The sequence below is a fragment of the Labrys miyagiensis genome (assembly GCF_030160835.1).
GTDB lineage: Bacteria > Pseudomonadota > Alphaproteobacteria > Rhizobiales > Labraceae > Labrys > Labrys miyagiensis.
Genome location: NZ_BSPC01000005.1, coordinates 115,092 through 135,337 on the forward strand (window position 1 = coordinate 115,092; position 20,246 = coordinate 135,337).

The 20,246-nt window shown below is 62.4% G+C and carries 17 protein-coding genes; 13 read left to right on the forward strand and 4 right to left on the reverse strand.

Features of this window, described 5'->3' with window-relative positions; translation table 11 throughout:
- Positions 1-46: 46 nt before the first annotated feature.
- On the reverse strand, positions 47-877 hold the full coding sequence (locus QQL24_RS01300) for a shikimate dehydrogenase (protein WP_284310071.1): 831 nt from the start codon (positions 875-877) through the stop codon (positions 47-49).
- Between the two features lie 12 nt (positions 878-889).
- Positions 890-1,528: a Maf family protein gene (locus QQL24_RS01305; protein WP_348536420.1), complete on the reverse strand. Its 639-nt coding sequence runs from the start codon at positions 1,526-1,528 to the stop codon at positions 890-892.
- Positions 1,529-1,809: 281 nt separating this feature from the next.
- Between QQL24_RS01305 and QQL24_RS01310 the strand changes: the two genes are divergently transcribed.
- From QQL24_RS01310 to QQL24_RS01330, 5 genes are all read left to right on the forward strand, one after another.
- Complete coding sequence (locus QQL24_RS01310; RefSeq protein WP_284310072.1) at positions 1,810-2,907, forward strand: ABC transporter ATP-binding protein; 1,098 nt, start codon at positions 1,810-1,812, stop codon at positions 2,905-2,907.
- Positions 2,907-3,827 carry an ABC transporter permease gene (locus QQL24_RS01315; RefSeq protein WP_284310073.1) on the forward strand — a complete coding sequence of 307 codons (921 nt, stop codon included), beginning with the start codon at positions 2,907-2,909 and terminating at the stop codon, positions 3,825-3,827. The genes QQL24_RS01310 and QQL24_RS01315 overlap by 1 nt, the downstream gene beginning before the upstream one ends.
- Positions 3,820-4,686 carry an ABC transporter permease gene (locus tag QQL24_RS01320; RefSeq protein ID WP_284310074.1) on the forward strand — a complete coding sequence of 289 codons (867 nt, stop codon included), beginning with the start codon at positions 3,820-3,822 and terminating at the stop codon, positions 4,684-4,686. Before QQL24_RS01315 ends, QQL24_RS01320 begins: the two co-directional genes overlap by 8 nt.
- A 105-nt stretch (positions 4,687-4,791) precedes the next feature.
- Positions 4,792-5,826 carry an extracellular solute-binding protein gene (locus QQL24_RS01325; RefSeq protein WP_284310075.1) on the forward strand — a complete coding sequence of 345 codons (1,035 nt, stop codon included), beginning with the start codon at positions 4,792-4,794 and terminating at the stop codon, positions 5,824-5,826.
- A gap of 273 nt (positions 5,827-6,099) precedes the next feature.
- A complete protein-coding gene (locus tag QQL24_RS01330) occupies positions 6,100-7,284 on the forward strand; it encodes a serine hydrolase domain-containing protein (RefSeq protein WP_284310076.1) in 1,185 nt (394 codons plus the stop codon).
- Positions 7,285-7,481: 197 nt separating this feature from the next.
- Here the strand turns inward: QQL24_RS01330 and QQL24_RS01335 are convergent, their stop codons facing one another.
- Positions 7,482-8,321, reverse strand: coding sequence for a pyruvate, water dikinase regulatory protein (locus QQL24_RS01335; RefSeq protein ID WP_284310077.1), 840 nt, complete (start codon positions 8,319-8,321; stop codon positions 7,482-7,484).
- Between the two features lie 433 nt (positions 8,322-8,754).
- On the opposite strand from QQL24_RS01335, the gene hemE reads away from it, so the two are divergent.
- The 3 genes from hemE to rho all read left to right on the forward strand — a co-directional run bounded on the left by hemE (position 8,755) and on the right by rho (position 11,863).
- Positions 8,755-9,777, forward strand: coding sequence for a uroporphyrinogen decarboxylase (gene hemE, locus QQL24_RS01340; RefSeq protein ID WP_284310078.1), 1,023 nt, complete (start codon positions 8,755-8,757; stop codon positions 9,775-9,777).
- Between the two features lie 154 nt (positions 9,778-9,931).
- Positions 9,932-10,372: a protoporphyrinogen oxidase HemJ gene (gene hemJ, locus QQL24_RS01345; protein WP_284310079.1), complete on the forward strand. Its 441-nt coding sequence runs from the start codon at positions 9,932-9,934 to the stop codon at positions 10,370-10,372.
- 225 nt (positions 10,373-10,597) lie between these two features.
- Positions 10,598-11,863 (forward strand): transcription termination factor Rho, encoded by a 1,266-nt coding sequence (rho, locus tag QQL24_RS01350; protein WP_284310080.1) that lies wholly within the window; start codon positions 10,598-10,600, stop codon positions 11,861-11,863.
- A 179-nt stretch (positions 11,864-12,042) separates the two neighbouring features.
- Here rho and QQL24_RS01355 read toward each other — a convergent pair whose 3' ends face one another.
- Positions 12,043-14,058, reverse strand: a complete 2,016-nt coding sequence (locus QQL24_RS01355; protein WP_284310081.1) for a thioredoxin domain-containing protein — start codon at positions 14,056-14,058, stop codon at positions 12,043-12,045.
- A gap of 83 nt (positions 14,059-14,141) precedes the next feature.
- On the opposite strand from QQL24_RS01355, the gene mnmE reads away from it, so the two are divergent.
- From mnmE to QQL24_RS01380, 5 genes are all read left to right on the forward strand, one after another.
- Positions 14,142-15,449 (forward strand): tRNA uridine-5-carboxymethylaminomethyl(34) synthesis GTPase MnmE, encoded by a 1,308-nt coding sequence (gene mnmE / locus QQL24_RS01360; protein ID WP_284310082.1) that lies wholly within the window; start codon positions 14,142-14,144, stop codon positions 15,447-15,449.
- 212 nt (positions 15,450-15,661) lie between these two features.
- Positions 15,662-17,530, forward strand: coding sequence for a tRNA uridine-5-carboxymethylaminomethyl(34) synthesis enzyme MnmG (gene mnmG, locus QQL24_RS01365; protein WP_284310083.1), 1,869 nt, complete (start codon positions 15,662-15,664; stop codon positions 17,528-17,530).
- A 188-nt stretch (positions 17,531-17,718) separates the two neighbouring features.
- Positions 17,719-18,366, forward strand: coding sequence for a 16S rRNA (guanine(527)-N(7))-methyltransferase RsmG (gene rsmG / locus QQL24_RS01370; protein WP_284310084.1), 648 nt, complete (start codon positions 17,719-17,721; stop codon positions 18,364-18,366).
- 42 nt (positions 18,367-18,408) lie between these two features.
- A complete protein-coding gene (locus QQL24_RS01375; RefSeq protein ID WP_284310085.1) occupies positions 18,409-19,206 on the forward strand; it encodes a ParA family protein in 798 nt (265 codons plus the stop codon).
- Between the two features lie 22 nt (positions 19,207-19,228).
- A complete protein-coding gene (locus QQL24_RS01380) occupies positions 19,229-20,107 on the forward strand; it encodes a ParB/RepB/Spo0J family partition protein (RefSeq protein ID WP_284310086.1) in 879 nt (292 codons plus the stop codon).
- The last annotated feature ends 139 nt before the right edge of the window (positions 20,108-20,246 follow it).

Sequence of the window (20,246 nt, forward strand, 5' to 3'; positions counted from 1 at the left end):
ACGTCGCGACATGCAAGCATGTCGCTGTGATGTCCGCGCTCCGAGATTACTTCACCTCAATATCCGCCAGAACCAGTGCCCGCAATTCCTGGCTCACCACCGGCCTGACGCCGAACCAGCGCTCGAAGCCCGGCACCGCCTGGTGTAGCAGCATACCGAGGCCATCAACCGTGCGAAGGCCGAGAGAGCGCGCCTTGGCAAGCAGGGGCGTTTCGAGCGGCACATAGACGATGTCGGTGACCAGGGCCGTTTCCGGCAGGCCGGCAAGATCGAGCTCGAGCGGCGGCTGGCCCTTCATGCCGAGCGAGGTGGTGTTGACGAGGATGTCCGTTCCCGGAAGCACCGCGCCCGCCTCCTCCCAGGCCATGGGCTTCACTTTCGGCCCGAAATGGGTGGCCAGAGCCTGCGCCCGCTCGAAGGTGCGGTTCGCCAGCAGGATCTCCCCGGCACCGCGCTGCAGCAGCCCGTAAAGCACCGCCCGCGAGGCGCCGCCCGCGCCCAGCACCACGGCCCGGCCGAGTCTGCCGTCCCAGCCAGGAGCCTCCTGATCGAGATTGGCGAGGAAGCCGACCACGTCGGTATTGGCGCCTTTGAGCGTGTCGCCCTCCAGCCAGAGCGTGTTCACAGCATGAAGATCGCGCGCGACTGGATCGTCAACGAAAGCGAGACGAAAGGCTTCCTCCTTGTGCGGAACAGTGACGTTGCCACCGACAAAGCCCTGTTGTTTCAAAGTGTTGATAAAGTCGGGGAAGGCAGCGGGCTCGACGGCAAGGCGCTCATAGCTGCCTTCGATACCGGCTTCTCTCAGCCAGAATGAATGGATCAGCGGCGAGCGCGAGTGGGAGATGGGGTAACCGACGACAAAGGCGCGTTTCATGGAAATTCCAACTCAGCTGGCTACCAACCCCTGCTCCCGCAACGCCTGGAGCAGCGCCAACAGGGGCAGGCCGAGGATGGTGAAGTAGTCACCCTCGATCGTCTCGAACAGGGTCACGCCGAGGCTTTCGAGCTGGTAGCAGCCCACGCTAGCGAGGATCGCTTCCCCCGCCCGCGCGAGATAGTCGTCGAGGAACGCATCGGAAAAGTCGCGCATGGTGAGATGGGCGCTCGCCACGCCACCAGCCAGCACCGCGCCGTCCCGGGCGAGGGCAAAGCCGGAATGGAGCTCATGCTGCTTTCCGCGCAGGATCGCGAGCTTGGCGCGGGCCGCGGCAAGGGTCGCAACCTTGGTGAAGCGCCGCGCGCCGAGCGCCATGGTCTGGTCGGCGCCGATGACCACCGCGCCGGGATGCTGGCGCGAGACTGCCAGCGCCTTTTCCCTCGCCAGCGCTTCGGCCACCGCGCTCGGGCTGAGGCCCTGCGATTCCCATTGCCGCTCGAGGCCCCGCTCGTCGATCGCAGCAGGATGTGTGGTGACGGCCAGCCCCGCCGCCCGCAGCATGTCACCGCGAATGGCGGATTTCGAGGCGAGGATGAGGGAGGCAGGCGGGCTTGCACCGTCCGCCGGGGACGCTTCGGCTTTGATCACGATTGCAGCAATTCCTTTTGTTGCGCTCGATATAACAACTTGCCGTTCATTTTGGCAGCCGCGTGCCCCGGCTCCGCCTGAAAATCACTGCTCCGAAGCGCTTTGTGTTGAAGGAGATATCAAGATGTCGCCAGCCTGGACGGAACGTAAGCAGCGCTGCCCGAAAACGCTTCACCGCTTGCAGTTGCAAAGCTGTCCGCTTTGTGATCACAATATTTGAAAGCGACTTCAATAATCGAAAGCGAACCTGACCTCGTCAGGCCAGATGCGGGATTGCGTGCGTGTCGGATGGAACGAGCGGGAATTCGATCGATGTTCGGGACGTGCGCAAGGTGTTCGGCGCGGTCGACACCGGTTTCGTGGCGCTGGACACTGTCTCCGTTTCCATACGCCAGAACGAGTTCTTCACCCTGCTGGGGCCCTCCGGCTGCGGCAAGACCACGCTGCTGCGCCTGATCGCAGGCTTCGACTTCCCCACGGCCGGACAGATCCTGCTCTATGGCGAGGACATTGCCGGCCTGCCGCCCTTCAAGCGGCCGGTGAACACCGTCTTCCAGAGCTACGCCCTCTTCCCGCACATGACGGTCGCCGAGAATATCGGCTTCGGCCTCGAAATGCTCGGCAAGCCCAAGGCCGAGGTAAAGGCGCGGGTTACCGAGATGCTGCGCCTGGTGCGCATGGAGCATCTCGCCGGCCGCAAGACCAGCCAGATCTCCGGCGGCCAACAGCAGCGCGTGGCCCTCGCCCGGGCGCTGGCGCCCCAGCCCAAGGTGCTGCTGCTCGACGAGCCGCTTTCCGCCCTTGACTACAAGCTGCGCAAGGAGATGCAGCTGGAGTTGAAGCGCCTGCAAGGCGAGACCGGCATCACCTTCATCTTCGTCACGCATGACCAGGAAGAAGCACTGACCATGTCGGACCGTATCGCCGTCATGTCGGCGGGAAAGATCCTGCAAGTCGGTACGCCGCGCGAGATCTATGACAGCCCATCCGAACGCTTTGTCGCTGAATTCATTGGGGAAACCAACTTCATCGAAGCCGATCTCATCGCGCACGATGGAGACTACGCCACGGTGCGTCTACCAACGGGGCAGCAGATCCAGGCGACCCTTGCCGAAGGCCACAAGCCCGGGGACAAGGTCTGGCTGGTGGTGCGGCCGGAGCATGCCCAGCTCGTTCCGGCACCGCAGGCCATGCTATCAGGCACGGTGGAAAATATCGTCTATCTCGGCACGGACACCCATTTTCACCTGCGGCTCGACAACGGTCCGCTTTTCACCGTGCGACGGCAGAACACACGCGGTGTGGCCGAGGTCTTCGAACCGGGACAGCGCGCAGGCGTTGCCTTTGCCGACGGTACGGCCCGAGTGCTGAGGGATTGATGTCTGACGCCGCCGAAATCGCCGCCAAAGCCAGGAGCCGGGAGACCCGCAATCACTGGCTGCTGTCGACGCCGGCGCTTCTGGTGATCCTGTTCGCCGCCACCGGTCCTCTCCTGATCGTACTGGTCTATTCCTTCCTGGCGCCCGGCCCTTACGGCGATGTGAAATGGCAGTTCTCCTCCGATGCCTGGACGTCGGTGTTCTTTGAACGCGACATGTTCGACGACACGCTGTCGCTGGCCCTCGCCAACGTCACCATCTTGTGGCGTTCGGTGAAACTCGCTCTGCTGACCACGGTGGTGACGCTGGGGCTCGGCTTCCCAACCGCCTATTTCATCGCCACGCGTTCGGCGAATCGCCGCGATCTCTGGCTGTTCCTGATCACCATTCCGTTCTGGACCAACCTCCTCATCCGCACCTTCGCGGTGCTGCAGATCATCCGCAACGAGGGCCTGATCAACGCGATGCTGCTCAAGTTCGGCGTCATCTCCTCGCCGCTGCAGATCCTCTATACCGACACCGCCATCCTCGCCGGCATGGCCTATGTCTACCTGCCGCTGATGGTGCTGCCCGTTTATGCCAGCATGGAAAAGCTCGATTTCCGCCTGATCGAGGCCGGCTACGACCTCTACGCCACGCGTTTCAAGGTGCTCCGGCGCATCATCATCCCGCTCGTGAAGCCCGGCATCATCGCCGGCTCCATCCTGGTCTTCATTCCGGCGCTCGGCGCCTATGTCACGCCCAATCTGCTCGGCGGCGGCAAGAACATGATGCTGTCGAACCTGATCGAGCTGCAATTCGGCCAGGGCCGCAACTGGCCTCTCGGCGCCTCGCTCTCCATCACCGTGATGGTGGTGGTGATGATCGCGCTGCTTGTATATGTCCGCAACGCAGCCGGCTCCGGAGCGCGGCATGGCTGAAGCATTTGCAAGCAAAGTGGACACCGGTTCGCGTCCGGAAAATCCGTCCAAGCCCCGAAACTCTGCCCGTTTCTCGATCCGCTACCAGCCCGGCTTCACCAGCATCGCGGTGTTCTGCTTCGTGATGCTCTACCTGCCGATGGTGATCGTCGTCATCTATGCCTTCAACGAAGCGACCTCCGTCTCCACCTGGGGCGGTTTCTCCCTGAAATGGTTCGTCTCGGCCTACCACAACGACGAGGTCATCGACGCCACCCTGCGCTCCTTCCAGATTGCCATCATCGCCGCCCTGCTCTCCACCATCGCCGCCACCATGGCGGCCCTAGCCACCACGCGGACGGAGGCCTATCCCGGCCTCACCTTCACCTATGCCGCCATCAACCAGCCTCTGATGGTGCCGGAGATCGTCACCGGCGTGGCGCTGCTGATCTTCTTCTCCCGCATCAAGATTCTCACCGGCTATGACGGCCTTGCCTATCTGATCGCGGCCCACACCGCCTTCTGCGTGCCCTTCGCCTATCTGCCGATCCGGGCGCGGCTCGAGGGCATGGACCTGACGCTGGAACGCGCCGCTGCCGACCTCTATGCCACGCCCTGGCGCACCTTCAGGCGGGTGACGTTGCCGCTGCTCTGGCCCGGCATCCTCGCCGGCTTCATGCTCGCCTTCGTGACGTCGCTCGACGACGTCGTCATCACCGAATTCGTCAAATCCGGCGGGCAGGACACGCTGCCCACCTACATGCTCGGCCAATTGCGCCGCGGCGTGACGCCCGAGATCAATGCGCTGTCGACGGTCTTCCTGTTGCTGTCCATCGGCATCGTGACGCTTTTCTTCTTCATCAGCAGGAAGAAAGACTAATGCAGCGGAAGGGGCGCCTGACGGCGCTCGGATATCCGGTGCATCAACATGAAGATGGGGCAAGAAGAGCTGAAGCCGGGCCCCTTCGACAACGGGAGCAATGAAATGAACTGGAAGTCCACGGCCGCGGCAACCGCTCTGGCGCTGCTCGCATCCACCAGCCTGGCCAGCGCGGACGGCGTGTTGAACATCTTCAACTGGGGCAACTACACCAGCCCCGACATGATCAAGAAGTTCGAGCAGCAATACAACGTCAAGGTCACCATCACCGATTACGATTCGAACGACACCGCGCTCGCCAAGGTGCGCCAGGGTGGCACCGGCTTCGACATCGCCGTGCCCTCGCAGAACTACCTGCCCATCTGGATCCAGGAAGGCCTGGTGCAGGAGGTCGACCCCTCCAAGATGGAGAATTTCAAGAATGTTGCGAAGGAATGGGCCGATCCGCCCTTCGATCCCGGCCGCAAATATTCGGTGCCCTGGGCCTGGGGCACGGTGGGGGTGGTCGTCAACACCGACGTCTACAAGGGCGACATCAACACCTGGGGCATCATCTTCAACACGCCGGATGAGCTGAAGGGCAAGGTCAACGTCGTGCCGGAGATGAGCGACGTGATGGCCGCGGCCCTGCATTATGTCGGTGGCAAGCAATGCGATGGTGACAAGGCGCTCCTCAAGAAGGCTCGCGACGTGCTCGTCGCTGCCAAGCCGAACTGGATCGCCATGGAATACAACACCATCGAAAAGATGGGCGCGGGCGACTTCAAGGCCACCAGCGACTGGAACGGCTCGGCCCTGCGCCAGCGCCTCGCCCATCCACAGATCCATTATGGTTATCCGAAGGAAGGCGTCGTCGTCTGGAGCGACAATGTCGTGGTGCTGAAGGAAGCCAAGAACATCGATAACGCCAAGCTGTTCCTGAACTTCCTCATGGATCCACAGAATGCCGCGATGAACTCTGCCTTCCACCGTTATGCCAATGGCATCAGCGGCTCGGACAAATACATGCCCGACGACATGAAAGGCGCGCCGGAAGTCGTGGTGCCGGACGAGGTGATGAAGACGGCCGAATATTCCCGCACCTGCCCCCCCGATGTGCAGGAGCTCTATACGAAGATCTGGACTGAGCTGCAGAAATAAGGTGGCCTAACCACCTAGCGCGAACCTTCTCGAGAAGGCGCGACGCGAGCGCACACAAGTTGTGCGCGCGGCCTCCCCCACGAAGCTGGGGGAGGTGGGCCGGCAAAGCCGGCTCGGAGGGGGTGTGGGCGGAATGAGGTGCGGGAAACGGGCCTCACGCTAGCGCTTCACGTGCCCCATCCTGGCCACACCCCCTCCGACCTCACTTCGTTCGGCCACCTCCCCCAGCTTCGTGGGGGAGGCGACTCGCGCCTCTCCTTTAACGTGGTTGCCATGACCCAATCCTCATTTGAATCCCTTTATGGTTTCCGCCGCGATGAAGTCCGCCTCGCCAATTGGCGTCTGGCGCCCTGGAATCTCTGGGCTTTCCGCAATGTTTCCGAATTGGTGCCCACGGCTGTGATTTCGGCGGGTTTCCCTCCGGCGGAGACACCGGATGCCGACGCAACCGGGCTGCTGCGCGAGAGCCTGACAGTGGCAGGCGAGCGCAAGACCCTGGCCGAGATCCTGGAGCAAACCTCCACCGACGCACTCATCGCAATGAAATCCGGGCGCTTCGTCGCCGATTATCATGCCGCCGATTTCACCACGGCGAACCGCCATATCGTCTTCTCGATCAGCAAATCCCTGACCGCCATCCTCGCGGGCATCGCCTGGGATGACAGGCTTCTCGATCCCGAGGCGCCAATCACCACCTACGTCCCCGAGGTCGCCAACTCCGCCTATGGCGATGCCACGGTGCGCCATATCCTCGACATGCGCATGAGCCTGGCCTTCGAGGAGAACTATCTCGACACCACCGGCGGCTTCGCGCGCTACCGCCGCGCCACGCTGTGGAATCCGCCCGAATTGGGACAGCCAGGCGAAACCCTGCTCGACTTCATCGCCACCATGCCCAAGGGCGCGGGCGATCATGGTGGCCCGTTCCGCTACCGTTCGCCCAATTCGGACCTGCTCGGCACGGTGGTCGAGCGGGCCACCGGCCAGCGCTATGCCGATTTTGCCTCGGCGCGCCTATGGCAGCCTATCGAGGCGCGGCAGGACGGCTACATCACCGTGGACGCCGCCGGCGCCCCGCGAGCGGCAGGCGGCGTGGTGGTGGCGGCCCGCGACCTTGCCCGTGTCGGCGAAATGATGCGGCTGGGCGGCATGATCGACGGCCGCCGTGTGGTCTCGCAAGCCTGGGTCGAGGATACCACGCAGAGAGGCGACGCCGAGGCCTGGAAGCAGGGCGATTTCAGCAGGCTGCTCGCCGACGGCCGTTATCGCAACAAATGGTATCAGACGGGCTTTCCCAGTCGTGCCTTCTTCGGCATCGGCATCCATGGTCAATGGGTCTATGTGAATCCGAAAGCCGAGATGGTGGTGGTGAAGATGTCGTCCCAGCCCATTCCGGTGGACGACCCCACCGACAAGCTTTGCCTGGAGCTGTTCGAAGGCTTGGCGGCCGTCATTTGAGGCCAACTCGCCTTGGGAGTCGGCGTCCGCGCTACCCCGGTATTCGTCGAAAGCCCGCCTCTCACTTCAGGGCGATCGAGCTCGATGGCTGGTCCTTTGGCGGGAGGGGCGGCGACGTCTGCCCCGTCTCGGCCAACTGCTTCAGCTGCAGCAGCCGGATCCCGGGAAACACAATCGGTTTTTCCGTCGAACTTGCCTCAGGTCTCCACGATCAGCGCGCGCCGATGCGCCCTGAGCAGCCCCTGGATGGCCGCGGCGGTTTCTTCGATCGACCGACGCGTCACATCGATTACCGGCCAGCCGCGCTGGTTGAAGAGTCGGCGGGACTGGGCGATCTCTTCCGCCACCATGGTCCGGTCCGTATAAGCGGCGACATCGTGCTGCGGGCTCAGCGTCAGCACCCGGTTCTCGCGGATCTGCACGATGCGCTCCGGCGAAGCGAACAGGCCGACGATCAGAGGATTGCGCAGGTGCTCCACCTCCGGCGGCAGCGGCACGCCGGGCACCAGCGGTATATTGGCGGTCTTGACGCCGCGATGGGCGAGATAAATCGAAGTTGGCGTCTTCGAGGTCCTGCTGACGCCGAGCAGCAGCACATCGGCTTCATTGAGATCGCCGCCCATCAGACCGTCATCATGCATCATCGTATAGTTGAGGGCATCGATGCGGCGGAAGTAATCGGCGTTCAGCACATGCTGCGCCCCCGGCTTCACCATCACCTCCGTGCCCAGATAGGATCTGAACAGGTCGAAGATCGGCTGCAGCACCGAAAGCACCGGTGAGCCGATATCGCGGCAGGTGCGCTCCAGCCGCTCGGCGAGATCGGCCTCGACCAGCGTGTAGAGCACGATGCCGGGATTGGCCTCGATCTCGCCGATCGCCTTGTCGAGATCGCGCTGGCTGCGCACCAGGGGATAGATGTGCTCCAGGGCGGAAATCGCCGGATATTGGGCGGCGACGGCGCGGCCAGTGGTGATCAGGGTCTCGCCGGTAGAGTCCGAAACCAGGTGAAGATGGAAGAAGCTTCTTGTGGCCATGTCATGAGGTAACCCGGGAGAGGATTGTGGACAAGTGGGGACAGTTCGGGCCCGTTAACCTTTTCTTAAGAAGGGCTGTGGAAGAGTCCGGTAATTCATCAACAGGCGCCACGCTTGGGATGAGATTCATGCACGTCGCCTGAACAAGACTCATAAGGCGCTAAGTGCAGCCCGGCACACCCCCAGCCATCATCGGCCCAACCGCTTGATGACGCTCACCGATTCAGTGCTGGCGGAATGCCGTTTCCAATTTGGAATTTCCCTTCTCACGCCCGGCAAGCCTGTGAACAGATTGTGGATGGCGAGGAAGCACGGTAAACGAACCGTTAAGAAGAAAGAGAATGAAGATTCATATCTCTCTTTTCTTTTAAGAAGGCCGTCGGATTGGGCGAGCCAGCATAGTCCCGCCGATCGGATCGATAGAGCCTCCCTGATGACCAAACCCCTCCTCGATGTCTTCGCCGGCAAGGCACCCTCCGTGCCGCCGATCTGGCTGATGCGGCAGGCTGGGCGCTATCTGCCGGAATATCGGGCCCTGCGAACCAAGGCGTCCGGTTTCCTGAACTTCTGCTACACGCCGGATCTTGCGGTCGAAGCCACCCTGCAGCCGATCCGGCGTTTCGGCTTCGATGCGGCCATTCTCTTTTCGGATATTCTCGTGGTTCCCGACGCCCTCGGCCAGAAAGTCTGGTTCGAGGATGGAGAAGGACCGCGGCTCGAACCGGTCACGGATATGGCCGGGCTCTCTGCGCTGAAGCCTTCCATCGATCTCGAGCATCTCGCGCCGGTATTCGAAACGATCCGCCGGGTTAGGGGCGAGCTTTCCGCCAACGTCACCTTCCTCGGCTTTTGCGGCGCACCTTGGACGGTGGCAACCTATATGATCGCTGGGCGGGGCGTGAAAGACCAGGTGCCGGCAAGGCTCGCGGCCTATCAGGAACGCGCCTTTTTCTCGGCGCTGATCGAGCGCATTATCGAGGCCTCGATCGATTATTTGTCGGCGCAACTTGAAAATGGCGTCGACGCTGTCCAGATATTCGACAGCTGGGCCGGCATATTGCCGCCGAACGAATTCGAGCGCTGGGCTATCGAGCCTGTAAAGCGCATCGTCGCGGGCGTGCGCCAGCGCCATCCTCAGGCGCGCATCATCGGCTTTCCGCGCGGCGCTGGTTCCTTCTATCGCGATTATGCGGAGGTGATGGACGTGGATGCCGTCGGTCTGGACTGGGCCGTCGATCCGGCCTGGGCGGCGCGCGAGGTTCAGGGATTGAAGCCCGTGCAGGGCAATCTCGACCCGCTTGCGTTGGTCGCCGGCGGCGATGCGCTGAACCGAGCGGTCGATCGTATTCTCGCCGCCTTCTCCGGCAAGCCCTTCATCTTCAATCTGGGGCACGGCATCGTGCCGCAGACTCCCATTGCCCATGTCGAACAGATGCTGAAGCGAATCAGGGGCTAGGGGTTGTAGTCTGTCATCCCGGACGCATTGCGGCACGTAGTGACGCGATGCAGATCCGGGACCGCAAGACAAGATCGTTCTGACAGCGGACCCGTGTCTGCGCAGCATCACTTCGTGCTGCGGCGCGCACGGGATGACAGTTTGGAGCCTACCCATGGACTATGCCGGCACGGCCTATAATCTGGTGAAAGCAGGGCATATTATTGCCGTGATCGCCTGGATGGCTGGCATGCTCTATCTGCCTAGGCTCTTCGTCTACCATGCCGAGGCGCAGAAGGGCTCCATCCAGAGCGAGACCTTCAAGGTGATGGAACGGCGCTTGCTGAAAGCCATCATCAATCCGGCCATGATCATGACCTGGATCTTTGGCCTGCTGCTCGTCTGGTCCTCGGGTTTTTATGTGGCCGGCTGGTTCCACACCAAGTTGCTGCTCGTCGTGATTCTCTCCGGCGTGCATGGCTGGTTTTCCAAGCTGACCAAGGACTTCGCCAATGACCGCAATGTCCGGCCGGCGAAATTCTACCGTATGATCAACGAAATACCCACGGTGCTGATGATCCTGATCGTCCTCCTCGTGGTGGTTAAACCTTTTTAATCCGGAGCGACCCTCACCCGCTTGCCGACGCGGCAGACGGACTGTATAAAGCGCTTCTCCTCCCATTGCAGGCTGGCGTTTTGAGGTTTGGGCTCGGGCCCGACCAAGGCGCTGACGCAAGGCGGCATTCGTCTCGCGGACAAGACCTGCTCCTCCACGTGTTCCTGATTTCGCGCTTTTCATCGCGCGGTATGAACCGATCTATCCCCCCAACAAGGACTCCCCATGCGGGAAATTAAACTTCAGGACCTTAAGTCCAAGACTCCCATCGAAATGCTTGCCTTTGCCGAGGAACTCGAAGTCGAGAACGCCTCTTCGATGCGCAAGCAGGAATTGATGTTCGCCGTTCTCAAGCAGCTTGCCAACCGCGAGGTGGAAATCGTCGGCGAAGGCGTCGTCGAAGTGCTGCAGGACGGTTTTGCCTTCCTTCGCTCGCCCGAGGCCAATTACCTGCCAGGCCCCGACGACATCTATGTTTCGCCCTCCCAGATCCGCAAATTCGGCCTGCGAACCGGCGACACGGTCGAGGGCATGATCCGCTCTCCCAAGGAAGGCGAACGCTACTTCGCTTTGCTCAAGGTCAACACGATCAATTTCGAAGACCCTGACAAGACCAAGCATAAGATCAATTTCGACAATCTCACGCCGCTCTACCCGAACCAGCGCCTGAAACTGGAAATCGGCGATCCCACCAAGAAGGACTATTCCTCGCGCGTCATCGACATCGTGTCGCCGATTGGCAAGGGCCAGCGCGCCCTGATCGTGGCGCCGCCGCGTACCGGCAAGACGGTGCTCCTGCAGAACATTGCCCAGTCGATCACCGCCAACCACCCCGAATGCTATCTGATCGTGCTCTTGATCGACGAGCGCCCCGAAGAAGTCACCGACATGCAGCGCTCGGTGAAGGGCGAGGTCGTCTCCTCCACCTTCGACGAACCGGCCCAGCGCCACGTGCAGGTTTCGGAAATGGTGATCGAGAAGGCCAAGCGCCTGGTCGAGCATGGCCGCGACGTCGTCATCCTGCTTGATTCGATTACCCGCCTCGGCCGTGCCTACAACACGGTGGTACCGTCCTCCGGCAAGGTGCTGACCGGCGGTGTCGACGCCAACGCCCTGCAGCGCCCGAAGCGCTTCTTCGGTGCGGCTCGTAACATCGAGGAAGGCGGTTCGCTGACCATTATCGCCACCGCGCTGATCGAAACGGGATCGCGCATGGACGAAGTGATCTTCGAAGAGTTCAAGGGCACCGGCAACTCGGAAATCATCCTCGACCGCAAGGTCTCCGACAAGCGCGTCTTCCCGGCGATCGACATCACCCGTTCGGGCACCCGCAAAGAAGAGCTGCTGGTGGCCAGTGACATTCTCAAGAAGATGTATGTCCTGCGCCGCATCCTCAACCCGATGGGCACTGTCGACGCCATCGAGTTCCTGCTCGACAAGCTCCGCCAGACCAAGCAGAACGCAGACTTCTTCGATTCGATGAACACGTAAGAACGTTCGTCACCGCTGAAATTGGAGAGGCCCGGTGTGAAAGCGCCGGGCCTTTTTCGATTCGGATGCGGAATGGGAGAACGGAGATAGAAGGCGCGCGTCGCGCCTTCTCGAAAACCAATTCTGTGCATTAACCCTGTTTCACGTGAATCACTCCCACCCTGATTCACGTGAAACACTCACGCGCGCATCTGCCGTATCGTCTCCGCCAGCGCCGCCGCATCCTTCACCGGCAATGAACACCGTCCGCCTGAACAAACGAACGCAGCGCTTCTGTCGAGAGGCCCAGTCTGCCTTACCGGATGTGTGGCCGGCAGCTCCATCACCGACCCGACCCGCAACAGGGTCCGATGCGTGTAAGGCAGCCGGTTCGACGCCGCCAACAGTACCTGGGCTTCCTCACCCTCCCCAACCACCACGATCTCCAACCCATGCAGCCGGAAGTCCAAGGCATTCAGCAGCGAGGCATGGCCAAAGACATTGGTGTTCATCGATGGGGAAAGCGCCTTCAGAAGCTCATCGCCGCGCTGCAGCCACCGATCTTCGCCGGTCAGCGCGGCCAGGCGGAAGAGGTTGTCCGCCATCACGCCATTGGCGTTGGGCACGGCATCGTCCAGCGTCGAGCGTGGTCGGGTGATTAGCGCCGCGGCATCGCGGGCACTAAGGAAATAACCCCCGCCCTCGCTGTCGCGATAATCGGCCTCGATGGCCTCGGCCCAGCCCTTTGCCCTTTCCAGACGGGCGCTGCCAGCGCCGGCCTCAAAAAGGGCGATTGCAGCACGGGTCATGTTGGCGAGATCGGTCGCAAGGCCGGGGACGAGGAGCCGGCTCTCGCGCCAGGAATGGCCGAGCCGTGTACTATCGGCCATGGATTCGGAGACGAAATGGAAGGCCCTGGCCGCGAGATCCAGCCAATCCGGCCGCCCGAAGGCGACGGAGGCGCGGGCCAGAGCTGCGATCATCAGCCCGTTCCAGTCCGCCAGCACCTTGTCGTCCCGCGCCGGCGGAATGCGCTTGTCGCGAGCCGACAGCAATTTCGGGCGCAGCTCGAGCCAGCCGATCTCCAGGGCGTCGCTGAGATCGTTCTTGCCGAGACGGTTGGGAATGGACTGTCCCTCCCAATTGCCATGCTCGTCGATGTCGAATTCATGCGCCACGAATTCGGCGTCGTCCTCGCCGAGGACAGCGCGCAGCAGCGCCGGCTTCCAGACATAGAAGAGGCCCTCATGACCCTCCGAATCGGCATCGAGCGAGGCGGCGAAGGCATGGCCGTTGCCGGTCATCATTTCCCGCTGCAGCCACTCCACCAGCTCGACGGCAGCCTGCTTGAACAGGGGACGGCCGGTCTCCTGCCAGGCGAGGGCGAGCAGTTCCAGAAGCTGGGCATTGTCATAGAGCATCTTCTCGAAATGCGGCACCAGCCATTGCGCATCGACGCTGTAGCGAGCAAAGCCCCCGCCGACATGGTCCCGGATGCCGCCCTGGCAGATGCGCTCCAGGCTGAGCAGGAAAAGCTTGCGGCCCTGCCCTTCCGCTCCGGCGCGCCAGAGCGCTTCGAGATAGGAGGCGTTCGGGAATTTCGGGGCGCCGCGTGTGCCGCCATCGACGGGATCGGTGATGCCCGCTAGCGCCGACCAGGCCTGGCGTAGCTCGGCCTCGCCAAAGGCGGTGTCGCCCTTCGGAGGGATACGCGACAGGGCACCGAGCAGGGCCTCGCGGTTACGGCCGACGCGCTCGAAATCGGTGTGGTAGGCCTTGGCGATGGCGCGCAGCACATCCGGAAAGCCCGGGCGGCCATAACGCGGCTCGGGCGGATAATAGGTCCCGCCCCAGAAAGGCTCGCCATTCGGCGTCAGGAACATCGTCAGCGGCCAGCCGCCCTGCTCGCCGAGGGCGTGCAGCGCATGCATATAGATCTGGTCGATATCGGGCCGCTCCTCGCGATCGACCTTGATGTTGATGAAGAGCTCGTTCATGACGGCGGCGATATCAGGGTTCTCGAAGCTTTCATGCGCCATGACGTGACACCAATGGCAGGCGGCATAGCCCACGGAGAGCAGGATCGGCTTGTTTTCGGCTTTGGCCAGCGCCAGGGCCTTCTCGCCCCAGGGCTGCCAATGCACGGGATTGCCGGAATGCTGGATCAGATAGGGACTGGTTTCGTGGGCAAGGTTGTTCTGCAGCGTGGTGGACAAGGTGGCACCCCTTCTTTCCCCGGAGATATAAGCATGGACCTTGCCGTTGGCGCGAGCATGGCAGCCGCAATTGTGGGGTACCGATGACTGATACGATCGTTGCCCTGGCTTCCGGTGTTGGCCGCGCGGGCGTCGCGGTGATCCGGATCTCGGGCCCCGGCGTTCGATTCGGATTGGAAACGATCGCTGGTGGCGTCCCGGAAGTGCGCAAAGCCTCACTCCGGCGGCTGAAGGCGCCTGAGAGCGGGGAGATCCTGGACGAGGCGCTGGTGCTGTTCTTCGAGGCGCCCGCCAGCTTCACCGGCGAGGATGTGGCGGAGTTCCACGTGCATGGGGGCCGCGCCATCATCGCTGGCGTGATCGACGCGCTCACTGCCTTGCCCGGCTTCCGGCCGGCCGAACGCGGCGAATATACGCGCCGGGCCGTCGCCAATGGCCGCATGGACCTGACGGCCGCAGAGGGTATCGCCGACCTCGTGGAGGCCGAGACGGGCAGCCAACGCCGCCAGGCCCTTCGGCAGGCCGGCGGGGCGCTGGAACGCGCCGCAGCGGCTTGGCGCGAGCGCCTCGCCCGCATGCTGGCGCTGATCGAGGCCGAGATCGATTTCCCCGACGAGGAAGACGTGCCGGCCCTCTTCGCCGAGGTGCGGCGCCGGGCGGGAGCCCTGTTGGCTGAGATCGATACCGCTCTGGCGGGCGCCCAAAGCGGTGAGCGGCTGCGCGAAGGCGCGGTGATGGTGATCGCCGGGCCGCCCAATGCCGGCAAGTCGACCCTGCTCAACGCCCTTGCTCAGCGGGATGTGGCTATCGTCTCGCCGATCGCCGGCACCACGCGTGACACGCTGGAGGTGCATCTCGACCTCCACGGCTATCCCGTCACTTTGATCGACACGGCAGGCCTGCGCGAGACGCAGGATGTGGTGGAGACAATGGGCGTGGAGCGGGCACGGGCCAGCCTGGAGCGCGCCGATCTAGTGATCTGGCTGGAGGCCGAGGATGCTCGTGGCGAGCGGCCCTCGCTGTCGGCATCAGTGCTACGGGTGGCAACGAAACGGGATGAGGGTGGCGAGCCGCCGGCCGGCCTCGATCTTGCCCTCTCGGCGAAGACGGGTGCCGGAATGTCCAGCCTTCTCAGCCGCTTGGAACAGATCGCGCGCGATGCTCTCGAGGGCGGTGAATCGGCGTTGGTCACACGCGTGCGACATCGCAGGGAGCTTGAGACCATCGCCCATCATCTCAGCCTCGTCTGCAGTGCGGACGAAGCCACGCCGGTGGAATTCGTGGCCGAGGACCTGCGCCTCGCAGTGCGAGCCATCGGCCGGCTGACTGGGCAGGTCGATATCGACGAGATCTACGACGTGATCTTTCGCGAGTTCTGCATTGGGAAGTGAGCGGGAAATGATCGGTGTGCCGGTCTTCAGGCCGGCATGCCCGGGACGGATGGTTTGAAATCAGCGCGGCCCTGAGATGAGGCGTTAGTAATCATAGGAAGATGCCAGTCTGAAGACCGGCACCACCATATCGGTGCTTTTCCCGGCGACGGCATAGCCTTTGACCCCTGTCTCGCTTCAGCGTAAAAGGCCGCGCGAAGGGATGTCGAGCGATGAACCGGCAATTTGATGCGATCGTGGTGGGTGGCGGCCATGCCGGCTGTGAGGCGGCGGCGGCTGCCGCGCGGCTGGGCGCCCGCACGGCATTGATCACCCATCGCGCCGACACCATCGGCACCATGTCGTGCAATCCAGCCATCGGCGGTCTCGGCAAGGGCCATCTGGTGCGCGAGATCGATGCGCTGGACGGGTTGATGGGCCGTGTCGCTGATCAGGGCGGCATCCAGTTCCGCGTCCTCAACCGGCGCAAGGGTCCGGCCGTGCGCGGCCCCCGCGCCCAAGCCGACCGCGCGCTCTATGCCGCGGCGATGCAGAAGGCGATTGCCGGGCAGGCCGGTCTCACCGTCATCGAGGCGGAAGTCGATGATATCCTTATCGAATCCGGCCGCGTGACGGCTGTGGTGACCGTCGCCGGCGATCGATTCGGATGCGGATCGGTTGTCCTGACCACCGGTACCTTTCTCAGTGGCGTGATCCATATCGGCGAGAAGCGCATCGCTGCCGGCCGCGTGGGCGAGTCGCCGGCTCTCGGCCTGTCGAAGACGCTGGCTCGCGTCGGCTTCGCGCTGGGCCGGCTCAAGACCGGCACGCCTGCCCGCCTTGACGGCAAGACCATCGATTGGCCCTCGCTGGAGATGCAGCCCGGCGACGAACCGCCGGAGCCCTTCTCGGCGCTGACGACCGTATTGCCCAATCCGCAGATCGCCTGCGGTATCACCCGCACCACGCCGCAGACCCATAAGGTCATCCAGGACAACATCCACCGCGCGCCCATCTATTCCGGCCAGATCGAGAGCCGCGGCCCGCGCTACTGCCCCTCCATCGAGGACAAGGTGGTGCGCTTTGGCGAACGCGACGGCCACCAGATCTTTCTGGAGCCGGAAGGCCTGAAGGACGACACGGTTTATCCGAACGGCATTTCGACCTCCCTGCCCGAGGATGTGCAGCAGGCGCTGCTCGCGACCATTCCGGGCCTGGAAAAGGTGCGGATGATCCGCCCCGGTTACGCTATCGAGTATGACCATATCGATCCTCGCGAACTCCACGCCACGCTGGAAGCCAAACGTGTGCAGGGCCTGTTCCTCGCCGGGCAGATCAATGGCACCACTGGCTATGAGGAAGCGGGCGCCCAGGGCCTGGTGGCCGGCCTCAACGCGGCTCGCCGCGCAGGCGGCACCGAAGGCGTCAATTTCGGCCGCGAGGAATCCTATCTCGGCGTGATGATCGATGATCTCGTCACCCGCGGCATCAGCGAGCCCTATCGCATGTTTACCTCGCGGGCCGAATATCGCCTGACCCTGCGGGCCGACAATGCCGACCGACGCCTGACCGATCGCGGCCTGGCCCTGGGTCTGGTCGATGCCACGCGCGAAAAGGCCTGGAAGGAAAAGCAGGCCTCCTTTGCTACAGCCCTTGGCTGGGCCAAGTCCGTTTCGGTGACACCCAATCAGGCCGAGACGTCGGGTATCCACATCAACCGCGATGGCATCCGCCGCACCGCCTTCGATTTATTGGCTTATCCGAATATCGGGTTTGCAGATCTCTCCAGGCTTTGGCCGGAGGCGGTGCAATTCGCGGCACCCGTTTTGGAGCAGGTGGAGATCGAGGCGAAGTATGCTGTCTATCTTGAACGCCAGAAGGCGGATGTCGCAGCCTTTCGTCGCGATGAAGATATTGAGATTCCTCAGGATTTCGACTTTGGCGCCGTCATCGGCTTCTCGAACGAGACACGGCAGAAATTCGCTGCCGTCCGCCCCCGCACCATCGGCCAGGCTGGTCGCATTGACGGCATCACGCCAGCCGCGACAACGCTGCTGATGGCGGCGTTGCGCAAGCAGAGGCAGCGGAGGGCCGTTGGCTGATCGATTCGGATCCGGATCGATTCGATCAATTGACTAGCGATAAGCACGTAAAATCGGGGACCAAGCGAGCTCCCGGCCATAGTCTGCTTGATTGTAGGAGAGCGTTGCCGCTGAGGTGCGGACGCTGCTGACTCTTACACTTCGTTGGTTCCCTTGCCGGAATCACGCCTTTCAGGCATCTTGTCGACATGACTCCTGATGCCGATCGCACCCAAGCCCTCAAGTATATGACTGTTTCACGTGAAACAGTGAGCCATTTCGACACTTATGTCGGCCTCCTGCAGCGCTGGCAGAAGATCAAGAACCTTGTTGCCCCCTCGACCCTGGGTCAGATCTGGACTCGGCATATCGCTGACAGCGCGCAGCTTCTGCCCCATCTCGGCGACGCCCGCACGGTCGTCGATTTGGGCAGTGGTGCTGGTTTCCCTGGTATGGTGATCGCCATTGCCGGTATCGGCATGCCCGGGCTTCATGTTCATCTGGTTGAGTCAAATGGCCGCAAGGCCTCGTTTCTTCGCGAAGTGGCCCGGGCGACAGGCGCTCCAGCGACCATTCATCCCGTTCGTATCGAAGATTTTACGGCCAAATGGGACGGGAAGGCCGATCTCGTTACGGCGCGAGCCCTTGCGTCTCTGCTCGAGCTCCTGGAGCTGAGCGCGGAGCTGTTGAAAAGCGGGAGCCGTGCCCTGTTTCTCAAGGGTCAAGATGTAGATGCTGAATTGACCGAAGCGACTAAATATTGGAGTATGCAGACAGAATTGATCCCGAGCCTGACGGATTCAGCCGGACAAATTGTTTCGATCACAGCCGCTACCAGACGGACTGAGGGTTCCTGAAGCCGGGAGCCGGATCTGCAGCGGGGCAGAAGGAAGAATGCCATGACGTTGCCGCGTATTCTCGCAATCGCCAATCAGAAGGGCGGCGTCGGTAAGACGACGACAGCCATCAACCTCGGCACGGCACTCGCGGCAATTGGCGAAGATGTGCTGATCATCGATCTCGATCCGCAGGGTAATGCCTCGACAGGCCTCGGCATCGACCAGAAGCGGCGTGTCCGTACGACCTATGACGTCATGGTCGGCGATCACGACCTGCGCTCGACAATCGTCGAGACCGTCGTGCCGCGCCTGCACATAGCGCCGTCCAACATGGACCTGCTCGGTGTCGAGCTGGAGATTGCCGGAGAGCGGGATCGGGCTTTCCGCCTGCGCAAGGCTATTCACGCCCTCTCCGCTTCCACCGATTTTCCGTGCTCCTATATTCTGGTGGATTGCCCCCCCTCGCTCAACCTTCTGACGGTGAACGCCATGAGCGCGGCAGATGCCGTGTTGGTACCCTTGCAGTGCGAATTCTTCGCTCTAGAAGGCCTGGCCCAGCTGCTCAGGACGGTCGAGCAGGTGCGCAATTCACTCAATCCGCATCTCAGCATTCACGGCGTGGTGCTGACCATGTATGATGCCCGGAACAACCTCTCGGGCCAGGTCATGGCCGATGTCCGCGAATTTCTCGGCGAGAAGGTCTATCAGACGGTGATTCCACGCAATGTCCGGGTTTCCGAGGCGCCCTCCTATGGCAAGCCTTCGCTGCTCTATGACCTCAAATGCCCGGGCAGCCAGGCCTATGTTCGTCTCGCCTCCGAAGTGATTCAGCGCGAAAAGCTGCTGCGCGCGGCCTGATGTTACAGGTAAGGGAAGACCTATGAATTCCGATGACAAGATGCGTCCGCGCCTGGGGCGCGGGCTCGCCGCCCTGATCGGTGACACTGGCGATGAAGGCTCCGCAATCGAGCGCGCGCGCGGCCAGCGCCGGATTCCGACGAGTTTCCTGCGCCCTAACCCGCGAAATCCCCGCCAGAATTTCGCCGAGGAGGATCTGGAGGATCTTGCCAATTCGATCCGGGAGAAGGGCGTCATCCAGCCGATCCTGGTGCGCGTGGTTTCCGGTGCGATCGATTCCTATGAGATCATCGCCGGCGAGCGTCGCTGGCGGGCGGCCCAGCGTGCTGAACTTCATGATGTTCCCGTAACGATTGTCGAGGCCTCGGATCGCGAAGCGCTCGAACTCGCGATCATCGAAAACGTCCAGCGTACCGACCTCAATGCGATCGAAGAAGGGGTCGGCTACGAGAAGCTGATCGAGGAATTCGCCTATTCGCAGAACGACCTCGCCAAGGTGATCGGCAAGAGCCGGAGCCACGTCGCCAACACACTGCGCCTGCTCAAGCTGCCCGAAACAATCAAGCACAGTGTCATGGAGGGCAAGCTCACGGCCGGCCATGCCCGTGCGCTTCTCTCGGTCAACAATCCCGAGGCGGTGGCACAGCTTATCATCTCCGAGAACATGTCGGTGCGCGAAGCCGAAAGCGTGGTGCAGGACGAGGCGCAGAGCGCCGGCAAGACCCTGCGGGCCCGCAGCCGCATCGACAAGGATCCGGATACGATCGCGCTGGAGCGCACAATTTCCGATGTGCTCGGCCTCAAGGTCACCCTCGACCATCGCGGCGAGAGCGGCGAGATGAAGATCCGCTATAATTCGCTGGAACAGCTCGACGATCTCTGCCGTCGGCTGAGGGATTGACGTGGGAGCGCGGACATCTTGTCCGCTCTTCTTTTTTGCAGGCAGGTCTTTCCGACAAAGGTCGTGGTTCAAGAGCGGACAAGATGTCCGCGCTCGCAAGATCGCCTCTTCTTTTCAAGTGTTTCTAAGAATAGATCAC

Excerpts from the sequence above, each read along its gene's own strand:
- QQL24_RS01300 (WP_284310071.1), bottom strand. The coding sequence starts at position 877 with ATGAAACGCGCCTTTGTCGTCGGTTACCCCATCTCCCACTCGCGCTCG.
- QQL24_RS01315 (WP_284310073.1), top strand. The coding sequence starts at position 2,907 with ATGTCTGACGCCGCCGAAATCGCCGCCAAAGCCAGGAGCCGGGAGACC.
- QQL24_RS01320 (WP_284310074.1), top strand. The coding sequence starts at position 3,820 with ATGGCTGAAGCATTTGCAAGCAAAGTGGACACCGGTTCGCGTCCGGAA.
- QQL24_RS01325 (WP_284310075.1), top strand. The coding sequence starts at position 4,792 with ATGAACTGGAAGTCCACGGCCGCGGCAACCGCTCTGGCGCTGCTCGCA.
- QQL24_RS01330 (WP_284310076.1), top strand. The coding sequence starts at position 6,100 with ATGACCCAATCCTCATTTGAATCCCTTTATGGTTTCCGCCGCGATGAA.
- QQL24_RS01335 (WP_284310077.1), bottom strand. The coding sequence starts at position 8,321 with ATGGCCACAAGAAGCTTCTTCCATCTTCACCTGGTTTCGGACTCTACC.
- hemE (WP_284310078.1), top strand. The coding sequence starts at position 8,755 with ATGACCAAACCCCTCCTCGATGTCTTCGCCGGCAAGGCACCCTCCGTG.
- hemJ (WP_284310079.1), top strand. The coding sequence starts at position 9,932 with ATGGACTATGCCGGCACGGCCTATAATCTGGTGAAAGCAGGGCATATT.
- rho (WP_284310080.1), top strand. The coding sequence starts at position 10,598 with ATGCGGGAAATTAAACTTCAGGACCTTAAGTCCAAGACTCCCATCGAA.
- mnmE (WP_284310082.1), top strand. The coding sequence starts at position 14,142 with ATGACTGATACGATCGTTGCCCTGGCTTCCGGTGTTGGCCGCGCGGGC.
- mnmG (WP_284310083.1), top strand. The coding sequence starts at position 15,662 with ATGAACCGGCAATTTGATGCGATCGTGGTGGGTGGCGGCCATGCCGGC.
- rsmG (WP_284310084.1), top strand. The coding sequence starts at position 17,719 with ATGACTCCTGATGCCGATCGCACCCAAGCCCTCAAGTATATGACTGTT.
- QQL24_RS01375 (WP_284310085.1), top strand. The coding sequence starts at position 18,409 with ATGACGTTGCCGCGTATTCTCGCAATCGCCAATCAGAAGGGCGGCGTC.
- QQL24_RS01380 (WP_284310086.1), top strand. The coding sequence starts at position 19,229 with ATGAATTCCGATGACAAGATGCGTCCGCGCCTGGGGCGCGGGCTCGCC.